Source organism: Pseudomonas sp. P7779 (assembly GCF_013386315.1).
In the GTDB taxonomy this organism is placed as follows: Bacteria; Pseudomonadota; Gammaproteobacteria; order Pseudomonadales; family Pseudomonadaceae; genus Aquipseudomonas.
The window spans coordinates 22,444-35,939 of record NZ_JACARZ010000018.1 but is presented as its reverse complement, the minus strand read 5'-3'; the positions used below and the strand labels follow the sequence as shown (position 1 = coordinate 35,939).

The following is a 13,496-nucleotide window of genomic DNA, read 5'->3' as shown; positions in this document are numbered from 1 at the left end:
CCCTGTGGGAGCGGGCTTGCCCGCGATGGTCGTCAACGATAACGCGAGACGCCTGACACTTCTCGGCGCCCTCAGGTTCTTCGCGAGCAAGCTCGCTCCCACAAGGACCGCGCTAATCCTGTTGTTAAGCATTCCAGGCCTGGCCCATGCTTTCGACCTGCAACAACTCAGCGATCAGCTGGCAAAACCGTCGGTGATCCACGGCAACTTCACCCAGGAAAAACACCTGCGCGCGCTGCCGCAGCCGCTGACCAGCAAGGGCACCTTCGTCCTGGCCAAGGACCACGGCCTGCTGTGGCTGCTGAAAACCCCGCTGCAACAGGACTACCGCATCAGCGCCAACGGCATCGCCCGGCGTGACGCCAACGGCTGGCAATTGCTGCCGAACAAGAGCGCCGGCGCCGAGCAGAACCGTTTGTTCCTCGCCGTGTTGCAGGGTGACAGCAGCGGCTTGCAGCGTGACTTCGAGCTGCAGCTGCAAGGCGAAGCCCAGCAGTGGAAACTCACGCTGATCCCGCGCTCGCTGCTGCTCAAGCAGGTGTTCACCCAAATCAATATCGACGGCGGCGAACTGGTGCAGAAGATCGAGCTGCTGGAAACCCAGGGCGACAGCACCGTACTGCGCATGCAGGACAGCACCAGCAGCCAGCCCTTGAGCGACGCGGAGCAACACGACTTTGCCGAGTGAACGCTGGTTGCCGCGCCTGTTCCTGATCCTGCTGGTGGCCGTGTTGGCCCTGGCGGGCTGGCAATGGCGCCATGGCGCACCGCTGTCGGCGAACCTGATGGAACTGGTGCCCGGCACCGCGCCGGATGCGCTGGAGCTGCGCGCCGAACAGCGCATGCAGGAACCACTGAACCGCGAAATGCTGGTGCTGGTGGGGCATGCCGATCGACAAAAAGCCGTGGCCATGGCGACACAATTGGGCGAAGCCTGGCAAGCCAGCGGCCTGTTTGAGAAAGTTCAGTGGAACCTCCAAGCCGACCTGCCGGCCCTGCGTCAGCAGTTGCTGCAAGGCCGGCTGGCGATGCTCTCGGCCAAGGATCGCGAGCAACTGATCGACGAGCCCCAGGCGTTTATTCAGCAGCGGGTTCAGGCGCTGTTCGACCCGTTCACCGGCTTCAGCCTGGTGCCGAGCCAGGACGATTGGCTGGGCCTCACCGGGCGCATCCAGAACAGCCAGCCGCAACACGGTTCGGTGCAGCTGGATATCGGCAGCGGCGCGCTGATCGCCGATGCCGACGGCAAAAGCTGGGTACTGCTGCGGGCCCGCACCACCGGCAATGCCTTCGACATGAAACTGCCGCTGCAAGTGGCTGAACTGCTCAAGGCCAGCCGCGAGCAGGCCGACCAGCAAGGCGCGCAATTGCTCGCCGCAAGCGGCCTGCTGTATGCAGCCAATGGTCAGCAGCAGGCCACGCGGGAAATCACTTGGGTCGGCGGCGGCGCGACGGTAGGCATCCTGTTATTGCTGCTGCTTGCGTTCCGCCGCTGGCGGGTGTTGCTGGCGTTCGTGCCGGTGCTGGTGGGCATGCTGTTTGGTGCGGTGGCCTGTGTGGCGCTGTTCGGGCATATGCATGTGATCACGCTGGTGCTGGGCTCGAGCCTGATCGGCGTGGCGGTGGATTACCCGCTGCATTACCTGTCCAAGAGCTGGAGCATGAGCCCTTGGCGCAGTTGGCCGGCCTTGCGCCTGACCTTGCCGGGCCTGAGCCTGAGCCTGGCCACCAGTTGCATCGGTTACCTGGCCCTGGCGTGGACGCCGTTCCCGGCGCTGACGCAAATCGCGGTGTTCTCCGCTGCCGGTCTGGTGGGCGCTTACCTGTCGGCCGTGTGCCTGTTGCCGGCCTTGCTCAAAGGCGTCGAGCTGCGCCCGGCGCAATGGCCCCTGCGCATTGCCGAGTTCCTGCTGAGCGTGCGCGAGTCGCTGCTCAAGCGCCTGCCAAGCCCGGTGTTGCTGGTACTGGTGTTGGTGTTTTGCGCCGGTGGGCTGTGGCACCTGAACAGCAAAAACGATATCCGCCAGTGGATCGGTGCGCCGCCGCAGTTGCTGCAGGAAGCCCAGGCCGTTGCGCGGATTACCGGGTTCCAGCCCACCAGCCAGTTCTTCCTGGTGCGGGCGGACAACCAGCAGCAGCTGCTGGAACGCCAGGCCGCGCTGAGCCAGCGCCTGGATCAGTTGGTGAACATGGACAAGCTCCAGGGTTACCTGGCGCTCAACCAGTTGGTCAGCGCGCCGGCGGAGCAACAGCAACTGCGCGAGGCCCTGAAACAGCTGCCGCAGTACTGGCAGCCATTGCTGGACCTCGGTGTGCCCGCCAGCGCGCTGCAAGCCGAGCTGGCCCAGTTGCAGGCCTTGCCCACCGAAGACATCGACGCAGCACTGGTCGGCCCGCTGGCCGAGCCATGGCGCACGCTGTGGCTGGGGAATGTCGACGGTGGCGTGGCGGCGATGGTGAGCCTGCAAGGGTTGAACAACCCGGCCTTGCTGCGGGTGCAGGCCCTGGATCTGCCCGGCGTGCAGTTGGTGGACCGCCTGGGCGACTTGAACCAGGTGTTTGCCGCGACGCAAATCAGCGCTGCCGAATTGAAATTGATGTCCTGCGTGTTGATCGTACTGCTGCTGATCCTGCCGTTCGGCTTCGGCGGCGCCTTGCGCATCGTCGCCCTGCCGTTGCTGGCGGCGCTGTGCAGCCTGGCCAGCCTGGGTTGGCTGGGGCAGCCGCTGACGTTGTTCAGCCTGTTCGGCCTGCTGCTGGTGACCGCCATCAGCGTCGACTACGCGATCCTGATGCGTGAACAAATTGGCGGCGCCGCCGTGAGCCTGTTGGGCACACTGTTGGCGGCCGTGACTACTTGGCTATCGTTCGGCCTGCTGGCCATTTCCAGCACGCCGGCGGTGAGTAATTTTGGGCTATCGGTAAGCCTGGGGCTGGCGTTCAGCTTCATGCTGGCACCGTGGGCCGCCCCGTCCGGGACAAGGAAGAAACGATGAGCAGCCAATACCTCAGCAAGAACTACGTCGAAGAAACCAAATTCGGCTTCTGGTTCCTGCGCAGCCACACCTGGCAGCACCATGTGCTGCGCGTGGCCATTAACGACCTGCGCAGCCTGTTCAGCGAACCGCTGCCGGTTGCTCCGGTGCTACTGGACGCCGGCTGCGGCCAGGGCAAGTCGTTCCAGTATTTGCAGCAAGTGTTCGCCCCCGAGCGCCTGATCGGCCTGGATGCTGACCCACACAGCCTCGACCTGAGCCGCGCCGAAGCCGCGCGCCAGGGCATCGCCATCGAGTTGATCGGCAGCGATTGCGCGACCCTCGACGTGGCCGACGCCAGTGTCGACGTGCTGTTCTGTCACCAGACCTTCCATCATCTGGTGGAACAACATCGCGCCCTGAAAGAGTTCTATCGGGTGCTCAAGCCGGGCGGCTACCTGCTGTTTGCCGAATCCACCGAGGCCTATATCGACACTTGGGTAATCCGCTGGCTGTTTCGTCACCCGATGCATGTGCAGAAAAGCGCCGAGGAGTACCTTGAAATGATTCGCGAGCAGGGCTTTGAGTTCGGCCCGCAGAACGTCTCGTATCCGTACCTGTGGTGGAGCCGCGCCACCGACTTCGGCCTGCTTGAACGCTGGGGCCTGCGCCAGCCAAAACCGGCCGGCCAGCGCGAAGAAACCCTGGTCAACGTGGTCGCCCGCAAACCTCTGGCGAGCGCTGAAACATGATCCGAATGCTGTTGATCGGCTGTCTGTTGCTGCTGGGCGCGTGCGCCAGCCAGCCGCCGTTGCCGTCGAAAAACCCGGTACTGAGCCTGCCACTGCAACTGCACGTACAACGCGAACAGGATGGCCAACGCCAGGACTGGTTGCTGGTGATGCAGCGCGAAGGCGGCGGGATTCGCTGGTCGATGATGGACCCGCTGGGCATTCCCCAGGCTCGGCAGATGCTGATCAATGGCGCCTGGCAGGCCGACGGTCTGCTGCCGCCCAATCCCCAGGCGCGTGAACTGTTTGCCGCGCTGTTGTTCGCCCTGACCTCGGCGGATGAAGTTTCCAGGCTGTACCCCGGCACCCAGGAAATGGACCTGATCCGCACCCTGCCGTCCCACTGGAAGATCACCTATCACTCCTCCCTGGTGTTTCGCGTGGACGTGATCGGGCAACACCTTACCTACCACATCTCGCCGCTAGGGGCTGCCCGATGAGCGCCTACCTCAATGCCCTCGGCGTGATCTGCGCCCTGGGCCGCGACAAGCGCGAAGTCAGCCGCAGCCTGTTTGCCGGCGACTGCTCCGGCATGCGCGCCGAAAGCGGCTGGGTGCCGGAGCGTGTGTTGCCGGTGGCCGCTGTGCACGGTGAACTGGCGGCGATACCGCCCGGGCTGGAATCCCATCGCAGCCGCAATAACCAGTTGCTGCTGGAAGCCGCGTTGCAGATTGACGACGAGATCCGGCAAGCGATCCAGACGTTCGGCGCGTCGCGCATTGGCATCGTGCTCGGCACCAGCACCTCGGGCATCGATGAAGCCAGCCGTGGCATCGCCCACTATCTGCGGGAAAACCAGTTCCCCGCCGACTACGACTATCAGCAACAGGCGCTTGGCGCCCCGGCCGATTTCCTCGCCGACTGGCTGCAACTGAGCGGCCCGGCCTACGTGATTTCCACCGCCTGCACCTCCAGCGCACGAGCGCTGATGAGTGCCCAACGCCTGTTGGACCTGGGCGTGTGCGATGCGGTGATCTGCGGTGGTGTCGACACGCTGTGCAAGCTGACCCTCAATGGTTTTTCGTCGCTGGAGGCGGTTTCGGCAGAGCGCTGCAATCCGTTTTCGCTGAACCGCAACGGCATCAATATCGGCGAAGCCGCCGTGTTGTTCCTGATGAGCAAAACCCCGGCGCCGGTCGCACTGCTGGGCAGTGGTGCCAGTTGCGACGCCCACCATATTTCCGCCCCCGAGCCTACCGGCAAGGGTGCGTTGCAAGCGATGCGCAAGGCCCTGGCCAGCGCACAACTGGCGCCCGGACAAATCGGTTACCTGAACCTGCACGGCACCGCTACCCAACATAACGATGCCATGGAAAGCCTGGCGGTCGCGGCCCTGTTCCCGGACGGCGTAGCCTGCTCCTCGACCAAACCCATGACCGGCCACACCCTGGGCGCCGCCGGCGCGCTGGAAGCGGCGTTCTGCTGGCTGAGCCTGGCAGAAGGCGTAGTGCCGCCGCATGTCTGGGATGGCCAGACGGACCCCGACCTGCCCGTACTGAAGTGGGCGTCGCCCGGCGACGCCTTGGAAAAACGCTGCCTGATGAGCAACTCGTTTGCCTTCGGCGGCAACAACGTCAGCCTGATTATCGGAGACGCCCCATGACTGATTGGCCGCTCGCCGAACTGCTGCCCCACGCCGGTGACATGATCCTGATCGATCAGGTCTTGAGCTTTGATGAAGAACAGATCCAGACCCGCCTGACGGTCAAGCCCGGCGGTCTTTTCAACCGCGCCGATGGCAGCCTGCCCGCGTGGGTCGGCATTGAGTTGATGGCGCAAAGCGTCGCGGCCTACGCCGGTTGCCGCGCGCGCCAGAAAGGTGAAGCCGTGGAGTTGGGCTTCCTGCTGGGCACGCGCAAGTTCGAGTGCAACGTCGAGCACTTTCCCGCAGGCACCGAGCTGACCATCCACGGCCTGCGCTCCCTGGAAGACGACAACGGCATGGGTGTGTTCGAATGCCACCTCACCGGTCACGGCATCCAGGCCAGCGCGCGCTTGAACGTATTTCGACCGCCCCAGGCGGCCAACTATTTAGATGAATCGAAGGACACCACGCCATGACTGAATCCGTATTGGTGACCGGCTCCAGCCGTGGCATCGGCCGCGCTATCGCTGTGCGCCTGGCCCAGGCCGGGCACGACATCGTGCTGCACTGCCGCAGCGGGCGTGCCGAGGCGGATGCGGTGCAGGTCGAAATCGAAGCGCTGGGGCGCAAGGCCCGGGTGTTGCAATTCGATGTGGCGGACCGCGCCAGCTGCAAGGAGATCCTTGAAGCCGACGTGGAAGCCCATGGCGCGTATTACGGCGTGGTGCTCAATGCGGGCCTGACGCGCGACGGCGCGTTTCCAGCGCTGTCAGAAGACGATTGGGACGTGGTGATGCGCACCAACCTCGACGGTTTCTACAACGTGCTGCACCCGGTGATGATGCCGATGATTCGTCGTCGCGCCGCCGGGCGGATCGTGTGCATCACCTCGGTATCCGGGCTGATCGGCAACCGCGGCCAGGTCAACTACAGCGCGTCCAAGGCCGGCCTGATCGGCGCCGCCAAGGCCCTGGCCATCGAGCTGGGCAAGCGCAAGATCACCGTCAATTGCGTGGCCCCCGGGCTGATCGACACCGCGATGCTCGATGAGAACGTACCGGTGGAAGAGCTGATGAAAATGATCCCCGCCCAGCGCATGGGCACTCCGGAAGAAGTCGCCGGGGCGGTGAATTTCCTGATGTCGGCAGAAGCCGGCTACATCACCCGCCAAGTGCTGGCCGTGAATGGAGGCCTGTGCTGATGAAACGTGTGGTGGTCACCGGCATGGCCGGCGTTACGTCCCTGGGCAGCGATTGGGCAACCATCGCCGCCAACTTCCGCGCCAACCGCAGCGGCATCCGGCGCATGGACGAGTGGGACCGTTTCACCGAACTGAACACCCGGCTGGCCGGGCCGATCGATGATTTCGTGGTGCCCGCCCACTGGACCCGCAAGCAACTGCGCAGCATGGGCCGGGTTTCCCGGCTGGCGGTATGGGCGGCGGAGCAGGCGCTCAAAGACGCCGGCTTGCTGGGCGACGAGTCGATCAAGGACGGGCGCATGGGCGTGGCCTGTGGCTCGTCCACCGGCAGCACCGACGAGATCAAGGCCTTCGGCAATATGCTGCTGAACTCGGTGGCCGAGGGGCTGAACGCCAACTCCTACGTGCGGATGATGCCCCACACCACGGCGGCGAATATCAGCATTTTCTTCGGCCTCACCGGCCGGCTGATCCCCACGTCCAGCGCGTGCACCAGCGGCAGCCAGGGCATCGGCTACGCCTATGAGGCCATCAAGTTCGGCCGCCTGCCGCTGATGTTGGCAGGTGGCGCCGAAGAGCTGTGCCCTACCGAAGCCATGGTGTTCGATGCGCTGTACGCCACCAGCCTGAAAAACGATGCACCACAAACCAGCCCGCGTCCCTACGACAGTGGCCGCGACGGCCTGGTGATCGGCGAAGGCGGCGGCATCCTGGTACTCGAAGAGCTGGAACATGCACTGGCCCGTGGCGCGCATATCCACGCCGAAATCGTCGGCTTCGGCAGCAACGCCGACGGCCAGCACACCACCCGCCCGGAACAGGCCACCATGCGCCGCGCCATGGAACTGGCATTGGAAGATGCGGGGCTTGCGCCCGACGCGATCGGCTATGTGAACGGCCATGGCACCGCCACCGACCAGGGCGACATCGCCGAAACCCTGGCCACCAGCAGCCTGTTCGGCAGCCGCATGCCCATCAGTTCGCAGAAGAGTTTCCTCGGCCACACCCTGGGTGCATGCGGCGCGCTGGAGTCGTGGTTCAGCATCGAGATGATGAACCGCAACCAATACGTGCACACCTTCAACCTCGACGAAGTCGACCCGCGCTGCGGCGAGCTGGACTACCTGCAAGGTGAGTTCCGCGAGCTGCACAGCGACTACGTGATGAACAACAATTTTGCCTTTGGCGGCGTCAACACTTCGCTGATCTTCCGCCGCTGGGTCTAAGTTTTTTTACTGACTGGAGAAATGGAATGTCTTCCCTGCTACGCGCAACACTGGTCGCTTTGGCCCTGCTCACCACCGCTGGCTGCACCAACAAACCGGTGCTCAACACCCAGCACGACTTGCCGGCGAACCCGCAGGTCAACGAAGAAAAAATGAAGCAGACCATTATCGCGGCCTTGAACAAACGCCAATGGGTGGTGCAGCGCCTGAGCCCGCAACTGGTGCAGGCCGAGATCAACGTGCGCAACCAGTTCCACGCTGAAATCGACATCCGCTACACCGCCACCAGCTACGCCATCACCTACCGCGACAGCCGCGACCTGGGCTACAAGGACGGCAAGATTCACCGCAACTACAACCGCTGGGTGAGCATGCTGGACCGTGACATCCTGGCGGCGTTGCGCACCAATGGTGTGAGTGACACGGCGCAGTTGCTCCAGCAGACCGGGACGTCGAAGCAGAACTGAAACACCCGCTTCCCTGTGGCGAGGGAGCTTGCTCCCGTTGGGGCGCGAAGCGCCCCTGAAACCTGCGATTGAGGGTTGCCTGGTAAAACTCAGTCGTCGGGTTTCGGGGCTGCTGCGCAGCCCAGCGGGAGCAAGCTCCCTCGCCACAGGTTATGCGTCGGTCATACCAATGCCTTGCGGGTCAGCAGCTCGACAAACGCCTTGGCCATCGGCGTCTGCTGACCCTTGCGCTGCACCAGCCACACCGCCGTCACCGCCTCCTGATCCAGCAACGTGCGATACACCACGCCATCAATGCGGATCCGCTGATACGACGCCGGCAACACCGAGACACCCAACCCCGCCGCCACCAGGCCGATGATGGTCATCGCCTCCCCAGCCTCCTGCGCGAAGTGCGGGCTGAAGCCGGCATCACGCGCCAGGCTCATCAATTGGGCATACAACCCGCTGCCGTAAGTCCGCGGGAAAAACACAAACGGTTCTTCGGCCAATTGCGCCAGGTGCAAACCCCGCTCGCTCCCCTCCACCAGCGGATGCCCGGCGTTCAGCACGGCCACCAAGGGCTCGCGCATCAGTTCCACGACGCTCAGGGAATCGGGCAACGGCAACGGTCGCATCAACCCCACCTGAATCGACTCATCCACCAGCGACTCGGCCACCTCCGTGCTGCTCATCTCCTGCAGATTCAAATGCACCGCCGGGAATGCCTGGCGAAACGCGAAGATCGCCTGTGGGATGCTGGAGTTGAACGGCGCAGAAGAGGTGAAGCCAATCTTCAACTCCCCCAGTTCCCCCAACTGCGCCCGACGTGCCACGTCCGCCGCTTTATCCACCTGCGCCAGCACCAACCGTGCCTCTTGCAGGAACAACCTGCCGGCCTCGCTCAGCTCGACCCGACGATTGGTACGCTCAAACAACCGCGCACCTATCTCCTGCTCCAGCGCCTGGATCTGCTGGCTCAGGGGCGGCTGGGAGATCCCCAGCACCTGCGCGGCGCGGCCAAAATGCAGCTCTTCAGCCACGGCGATGAAGTAACGCAGGTGGCGCAGTTCCATGAAAACCTCATTAGGTCGTAAAAACTCTTAAACAGGTCGAACAATATATTGGAAAGAATCAATAGGGAGCTATATTCTTTTTTGCATTGCCAGCCCTGGCAGCCTTTCCTCCCCGAGGTCCCGCGTGAAATCTGCTGTCGCTCCGCTTGCTCAAGAAGTACCGCCCACCGCCCTCGATGAAGTGGTGGCACAGCTCAACGAGCAGTACATCGAAAAAGGCACTCCGATGTTCATGCGCACGGTGCTGGCGCTGTTCTCCGGCGGTTTCGCCACTTTCGCCCTGCTCTACTGCGTACAGCCGATGATGCCGGCGCTGTCCCACGAATTTTCCATCAATGCCGCGCAAAGCAGCCTGATTCTCTCGGTGGCCACCGGCATGCTCGCCATTGGCCTGCTGATCACCGGGCCGATTTCCGACACCCTGGGGCGCAAGCCGGTGATGGTTGCCGCACTGTTCTGCGCCGCGTTGTGCACCATCGCCAGCGGCCTGATGCCAAGCTGGGAAGGCATCCTGCTGATGCGCGCACTGGTGGGCCTGTCCCTCAGCGGCCTGGCAGCGGTGGCCATGACCTACCTGAGTGAAGAGATCCACCCGCAACACATCGGCCTGGCCATGGGTTTGTACATCGGTGGTAACGCCATTGGCGGGATGAGCGGGCGCTTGATCATCGGCGTACTGATCGACTTCGTCAGCTGGCACACCGCGATGCTGATCATCGGCGCCCTGGCGCTGATCGCGGCCACGGTGTTCTGGAAGATCCTCCCCGAATCGCGCAACTTCCGCGCCAGCACCCTGCACCCGCGCAGCCTGGTGGACGGCTTCACCATGCACTTCAAGGACGCCGGCCTGCCGTGGCTGTTCCTCGAAGCCTTCGTGCTGATGGGCGCCTTTGTGACGATGTTCAACTACATCGGCTACCGCTTGCTGGCGGACCCGTACGATTTGAGCCAGGCCGTGGTAGGCCTGCTGTCGCTGGTCTACCTCTCGGGTATCTACAGCTCGGCGAAAATCGGCTCCCTGGCCGACCGCCTGGGCCGTCGTCGCGTGCTCTGGGGCACCATCGTGCTGATGCTCGGCGGTATCGCCCTGACGCTGTTTACTCCGCTGTGGCTGGTAGTGCCCGGCATGCTGATCTTCACCTTCGGCTTCTTCGGCGCCCACTCGGTAGCCAGCAGCTGGATCGGCCGCCGCGCGCTGAAAGCCAAGGGCCAGGCGTCGTCGCTGTACCTGTTCAGTTACTACGTGGGGTCGAGTATTGCGGGGACGGCGGGTGGTTTCTTCTGGCACTACGCCGGGTGGAACGGGATTGGCGGGTTCATCGTTGCGCTGTTGATCGTCGCGCTGCTGGTGGCGTTGAAGCTGGCGAAGCTGCCGCCGTTGCAGGAAGCCAAAGCTTAACCAGCGCTTACAAAAAAGCCCGGCATCTGCCGGGCTTTTTCATTGCCGCGCGATCACTCGTGATACTGCGCCGACAACTCGTGCACCGCCCGCAGGAACGCACCTGCGTGCTCCGGATCAACTTCCGGAGTAATGCCGTGGCCAAGGTTGAACACGTGACCACTGCCTTTGCCGTAGCTGGCGAGGATGCGGCCCACTTCAGTACGGATGGCTTCCGGCTTGGCGTACAGCACGGTCGGGTCCATGTTGCCTTGCAGCGCAACCTTGTTGCCCACGCGGCGACGGGCTTCGCCGAGGTCGCAGGTCCAGTCCAGGCCCAGCGCGTCGGCGCCGGCGTCGGCGATGCTTTCCAGCCACAGGCCGCCGCCCTTGGTGAACATGATCACCGGCACCTTGCGGCCTTCGTGTTCGCGGATCAGGCCGCTGACGATCTTGCGCATGTAGGCCAGGGAGAACTCCTGGTACGCCGCCGCCGACAGGTTGCCACCCCAGGTGTCGAAGATCTGCACCGCCTGAGCGCCGGCCATGATCTGGCCGTTGAGGTAGGAGGTGACCGACTGCGCCAGCTTGTCCAGCAGCAGGTGCATGGCTTGCGGGTTGTCGTACAGCATGGCCTTGGTCTTGCGGAAGTCTTTCGACGAGCCGCCTTCGACCATGTAGGTGGCCAGGGTCCACGGGCTGCCGGAGAAGCCGATCAGCGGCACGCGGCCATTCAGCTCGCGGCGGATGGTGCTGACCGCATCCATGACGTAGCCCAGGTCCTTGTGGGGATCGGGGATCGGCAGGGCTTCGATGTCGGCCAGGGTGCTGACGACTTTCTTGAAACGCGGGCCTTCGCCGGTTTCGAAGTACAGGCCCTGGCCCATGGCGTCAGGGATGGTCAGGATATCGGAGAACAGGATGGCCGCATCCAGCTGTGGATAGCGGTCCAGCGGTTGCATGGTGACTTCGCAGGCGAACTCCGGGTTCATGCACAGGCTCATGAAGTCGCCGGCGTGGGCGCGACTGGCGCGGTATTCCGGCAGGTAGCGACCGGCCTGGCGCATCATCCACACAGGGGTGACGTCCACGGGTTGCTTGAGCAGGGCACGAAGGAAACGGTCGTTCTTGAGGGCAGTCATGTCGGCATCCGCAAAAAAAGTGCGGGCATTTTCTCAGAGCGCGACGCAAAAGGCACGGCAAGAGCCGTGCCTTTTGTCTATCGGGTCAATTTGTCGCGGATATGAAAGCGCCACAAAACAAATGTGGGAGCGGGCTTGCTCGCGAAAGCGGTGGGTCAGCCAACACATCTGGTGACTGATATACCGCATTCGCGAGCAAGCCCGCTCCCACATTTTGATCCCATTTCAATCCGGGATCGGGGTCAGACCTGCAGGTAATCCAGGATCCCTTCGGCGGCGTTGCGGCCTTCGAAGATGGCCGTCACTACCAGGTCAGACCCGCGCACCATGTCGCCACCGGCGAAGATTTTCGGGTTGCTGGTCTGGTGTTTGTACTGGCCTTGTTCCGGGGCTACAACACGGCCCTGGCTGTCGGTCTGGATTTCGAACTGCTCGAACCAAGGCGCCGGGCTTGGGCGGAAACCGAAGGCGATGACCACGGCGTCTGCCGGGATGATCTCTTCGGAACCCGGGATCGGCTCAGGGCTGCGACGGCCACGGGCATCCGGTTCGCCGAGACGGGTCTCGACCACTTTCACGCCTTCGACACGGTCTTCACCGACGATAGCGATCGGCTGGCGGTTGTAGAGGAATTTCACGCCTTCTTCCTTGGCGTTCTTCACCTCTTTGCGCGAACCCGGCATGTTGGCTTCGTCACGACGGTAGGCACAGGTCACCGACTTGGCGCCCTGGCGAATCGAAGTGCGGTTGCAGTCCATCGCGGTATCACCACCGCCCAGCACCACGACCTTCTTGCCTTTCATGTCGACGAAATCTTCCGGCGACTTTTCAAAGCCCAGGTTGCGGTTGACGTTGGCGATCAGGAAGTCCAGAGCGTCGTACACGCCCGGCAGGTCTTCACCGGCGAAGCCACCCTTCATGTAGGTGTAGGTGCCCATGCCCATGAACACGGCATCGTATTCTTCGAGCAGTTGCTCCATGGTCACGTCCTTGCCGATTTCGGTATTGAGGCGGAACTCGATACCCATGCCGGTGAAGACTTCGCGACGATGGCTCAGTACGGTTTTTTCCAGCTTGAACTCGGGGATGCCGAAGGTCAGCAGGCCACCGATTTCCGGGTTCTTGTCGAACACCACCGGGGTCACGCCGCCACGCACCAGCACGTCGGCACAGCCCAGGCCCGCCGGGCCCGCGCCGATGATCGCGACGCGCTTGCCGGTCGGCTTGACCTTGGACATGTCCGGGCGCCAGCCCATGGCGAACGCGGTGTCGGTGATGTACTTCTCCACCGAACCGATGGTCACCGCGCCGAAGCCGTCGTTGAGGGTGCACGCACCCTCGCACAGACGGTCCTGCGGGCACACCCGGCCGCACACTTCCGGCAGGGTGTTGGTCTGGTGAGACAGCTCGGCGGCGGCGAGGATGTTGCCCTCGGCCACCAGCTTCAGCCAGTTCGGAATGAAGTTGTGCACCGGGCACTTCCATTCGCAATACGGGTTACCGCAACCCAGGCAGCGGTGGGCCTGGTCGGCCGAGTGCTGGGGTTTGAAGGGCTCGTAGATTTCCACGAACTCTTTCTTGCGTTGACGCAACAGTTTCTTCTTCGGATCTTTGCGCCCGACATCGATGAACTGGAAGTCGTTATTCAGACGTTCAGCCATGTTAAAACCTCATCA

At 63.3% G+C, this 13,496-nt stretch carries 13 protein-coding genes; 10 read left to right on the top strand and 3 right to left on the bottom strand.

The window, feature by feature from the left end; translation table 11 throughout:
• The first annotated feature begins 25 nt into the window (after positions 1-25).
• Genes HX869_RS06240 through HX869_RS06200 form a run of 9 tightly spaced genes read left to right on the top strand, consistent with a single transcriptional unit; the run spans position 26 to position 8,245 of the window.
• The gene (locus HX869_RS06240) at positions 26-688 is read left to right on the top strand and encodes an outer membrane lipoprotein carrier protein LolA (RefSeq protein WP_178902895.1); all 663 of its coding nucleotides are present in this window, start codon (positions 26-28) and stop codon (positions 686-688) included.
• A complete protein-coding gene (locus tag HX869_RS06235; protein ID WP_178902870.1) occupies positions 678-2,996 on the top strand; it encodes an MMPL family transporter in 2,319 nt (772 codons plus the stop codon). Before HX869_RS06240 ends, HX869_RS06235 begins: the two co-directional genes overlap by 11 nt.
• On the top strand, positions 2,993-3,727 hold the full coding sequence (locus HX869_RS06230; protein ID WP_177080418.1) for a class I SAM-dependent methyltransferase: 735 nt from the start codon (positions 2,993-2,995) through the stop codon (positions 3,725-3,727). The genes HX869_RS06235 and HX869_RS06230 overlap by 4 nt, the downstream gene beginning before the upstream one ends.
• On the top strand, positions 3,724-4,206 hold the full coding sequence (locus HX869_RS06225) for a hypothetical protein (RefSeq protein WP_023659350.1): 483 nt from the start codon (positions 3,724-3,726) through the stop codon (positions 4,204-4,206). Before HX869_RS06230 ends, HX869_RS06225 begins: the two co-directional genes overlap by 4 nt.
• Positions 4,203-5,369 carry a beta-ketoacyl-[acyl-carrier-protein] synthase family protein gene (locus HX869_RS06220; protein WP_008439238.1) on the top strand — a complete coding sequence of 389 codons (1,167 nt, stop codon included), beginning with the start codon at positions 4,203-4,205 and terminating at the stop codon, positions 5,367-5,369. Before HX869_RS06225 ends, HX869_RS06220 begins: the two co-directional genes overlap by 4 nt.
• Positions 5,366-5,827 (top strand): hotdog family protein, encoded by a 462-nt coding sequence (locus HX869_RS06215; protein WP_102604305.1) that lies wholly within the window; start codon positions 5,366-5,368, stop codon positions 5,825-5,827. Before HX869_RS06220 ends, HX869_RS06215 begins: the two co-directional genes overlap by 4 nt.
• Positions 5,824-6,552, top strand: a complete 729-nt coding sequence (gene fabG, locus HX869_RS06210) for a 3-oxoacyl-ACP reductase FabG (RefSeq protein ID WP_087692521.1) — start codon at positions 5,824-5,826, stop codon at positions 6,550-6,552. The genes HX869_RS06215 and fabG overlap by 4 nt, the downstream gene beginning before the upstream one ends.
• Positions 6,552-7,778: a beta-ketoacyl-ACP synthase gene (locus HX869_RS06205; protein WP_008439241.1), complete on the top strand. Its 1,227-nt coding sequence runs from the start codon at positions 6,552-6,554 to the stop codon at positions 7,776-7,778. The genes fabG and HX869_RS06205 overlap by 1 nt, the downstream gene beginning before the upstream one ends.
• 26 nt (positions 7,779-7,804) lie before the next feature.
• Positions 7,805-8,245: a hypothetical protein gene (locus HX869_RS06200; RefSeq protein ID WP_003209360.1), complete on the top strand. Its 441-nt coding sequence runs from the start codon at positions 7,805-7,807 to the stop codon at positions 8,243-8,245.
• A gap of 161 nt (positions 8,246-8,406) precedes the next feature.
• On the opposite strand, the gene HX869_RS06195 is transcribed toward HX869_RS06200, so the two are convergent.
• Positions 8,407-9,300: a LysR family transcriptional regulator gene (locus HX869_RS06195; RefSeq protein WP_003209358.1), complete on the bottom strand. Its 894-nt coding sequence runs from the start codon at positions 9,298-9,300 to the stop codon at positions 8,407-8,409.
• A gap of 181 nt (positions 9,301-9,481) precedes the next feature.
• Between HX869_RS06195 and HX869_RS06190 the strand changes: the two genes are divergently transcribed.
• Positions 9,482-10,699, top strand: coding sequence for an MFS transporter (locus HX869_RS06190; RefSeq protein WP_371132458.1), 1,218 nt, complete (start codon positions 9,482-9,484; stop codon positions 10,697-10,699).
• 53 nt (positions 10,700-10,752) lie between these two features.
• On the opposite strand, the gene hemE is transcribed toward HX869_RS06190, so the two are convergent.
• Both hemE and HX869_RS06180 read right to left on the bottom strand, forming a co-directional pair.
• A complete protein-coding gene (gene hemE / locus HX869_RS06185; RefSeq protein WP_087692524.1) occupies positions 10,753-11,820 on the bottom strand; it encodes a uroporphyrinogen decarboxylase in 1,068 nt (355 codons plus the stop codon).
• A gap of 242 nt (positions 11,821-12,062) precedes the next feature.
• Entirely contained in the window at positions 12,063-13,481 is a 1,419-nt protein-coding gene (locus tag HX869_RS06180; protein ID WP_003209353.1) for an FAD-dependent oxidoreductase, read from the bottom strand.
• Positions 13,482-13,496: the final 15 nt, after the last annotated feature.

Coding starts and splice junctions, on each gene's coding strand:
- HX869_RS06225 (WP_023659350.1), top strand. CDS start 3,724: ATGATCCGAATGCTGTTGATCGGCTGTCTGTTGCTGCTGGGCGCGTGC.
- fabG (WP_087692521.1), top strand. CDS start 5,824: ATGACTGAATCCGTATTGGTGACCGGCTCCAGCCGTGGCATCGGCCGC.
- HX869_RS06180 (WP_003209353.1), bottom strand. CDS start 13,481: ATGGCTGAACGTCTGAATAACGACTTCCAGTTCATCGATGTCGGGCGC.
- HX869_RS06240 (WP_178902895.1), top strand. CDS start 26: ATGGTCGTCAACGATAACGCGAGACGCCTGACACTTCTCGGCGCCCTC.
- HX869_RS06200 (WP_003209360.1), top strand. CDS start 7,805: ATGTCTTCCCTGCTACGCGCAACACTGGTCGCTTTGGCCCTGCTCACC.
- HX869_RS06230 (WP_177080418.1), top strand. CDS start 2,993: ATGAGCAGCCAATACCTCAGCAAGAACTACGTCGAAGAAACCAAATTC.
- HX869_RS06215 (WP_102604305.1), top strand. CDS start 5,366: ATGACTGATTGGCCGCTCGCCGAACTGCTGCCCCACGCCGGTGACATG.
- hemE (WP_087692524.1), bottom strand. CDS start 11,820: ATGACTGCCCTCAAGAACGACCGTTTCCTTCGTGCCCTGCTCAAGCAA.
- HX869_RS06220 (WP_008439238.1), top strand. CDS start 4,203: ATGAGCGCCTACCTCAATGCCCTCGGCGTGATCTGCGCCCTGGGCCGC.
- HX869_RS06205 (WP_008439241.1), top strand. CDS start 6,552: ATGAAACGTGTGGTGGTCACCGGCATGGCCGGCGTTACGTCCCTGGGC.
- HX869_RS06195 (WP_003209358.1), bottom strand. CDS start 9,300: ATGGAACTGCGCCACCTGCGTTACTTCATCGCCGTGGCTGAAGAGCTG.